The organism is Parapedobacter soli (assembly GCF_025460835.1).
Classification (GTDB): Bacteria; Bacteroidota; Bacteroidia; order Sphingobacteriales; family Sphingobacteriaceae; genus Parapedobacter; species Parapedobacter soli.
The window spans coordinates 1-1103 of the sequence record NZ_JAMXAY010000137.1; the positions used below are offsets into that span (position 1 = coordinate 1).

Genomic DNA, 1103 nt, shown 5'->3' on the forward strand with positions numbered 1-1103 from the left:
CACACCGATTTGGAACTGACCGCTATGTTGACCATCGAGAAAGCAAACATCACCGGCATCACGCTCGAAGACGGCACCTTCACCTATGACGGTTCCGAGCGATCGCTGGCCATCACCGGCGACCTGCCCGACGGTACCGCGGTCAGCTATACTAACAACACCCGCACGGATGCCGGAACACAACAGGTGACCGCCACCATTACCGGCGACAACCACGAAACCTTGGTGTTGGAAGCCACGCTGACCATTGAGAAAGCTGAAATCACCGGCATCACGCTCGAAGACGGCACCTTCACCTATGACGGTTCCGAACGATCGCTGGCGATCTCGGGCGACCTGCCCGACGGCACAGCGGTCAGCTATACTAACAACACCCGCACGGATGCCGGAACACAACAGGTGACCGCCACCATCACGGGCGACAGTTACGAAACGTTAGTGTTAGAATCCACGCTGACCATTGAAAAAGCAAACATCACCAGCATCACGCTCGAAGACGATACCTTCACCTATGACGGTTACGAGCGATCGCTGGCCATCACCGGCGACCTGCCTTCGNCACGGGCGACAGTTACGAAACGTTAGTGTTAGAATCCACGCTGACCATTGAAAAAGCAAACATCACCAGCATCACGCTCGAAGACGATACCTTCACCTATGACGGTTACGAGCGATCGCTGGCCATCACCGGCGACCTGCCTTCGGGGGCATCGGTATCCTATTCGGGCAATGGCCAGACGGTTGCAGGCACGTACGAGGTTACTGCGGTTATCGACGGCGGTGCCAACTACGGGGACCTAGAGCTGGAGGCGACCTTGACGATCGCGCCATTGGGAATCACGGTTACCGCGTCAGATCAGACGAAATCGTTCGGTGCGGACGACCCGGCATTGACCTATTCGTTCACGCCGGAGCTGATTATAGGTGACGCCTTCACCGGTGGCCTCGACCGGGCGGAAGGTGAAAACGTGGGTGCTCACGCCATTACGCAGGGCGACCTCGCGCTGGGCAGTAATTACGAAATTAGTTTTGAGGCAGCGACACTGACGGTGCTTCCGGCTACGCGTACACTGGACTTCCCGGCACTGCCGGAGAAAACATAC

2 protein-coding genes are annotated in these 1103 nt (G+C 57.4%); both read left to right on the forward strand.

Going from position 1 to position 1103, the window contains the following annotated elements; translation table 11 throughout:
- The first annotated feature begins 24 nt into the window (after nt 1-24).
- On the forward strand, nt 25-585 hold the full coding sequence (locus NGM62_RS21890) for an MBG domain-containing protein (protein ID WP_449301324.1): 561 nt from the start codon (nt 25-27) through the stop codon (nt 583-585).
- On the forward strand, nt 585-1103 hold a 519-nt coding region (locus NGM62_RS21895; RefSeq protein ID WP_262250430.1), incomplete at its 3' end, for an MBG domain-containing protein. The genes NGM62_RS21890 and NGM62_RS21895, both read left to right, overlap by 1 nt.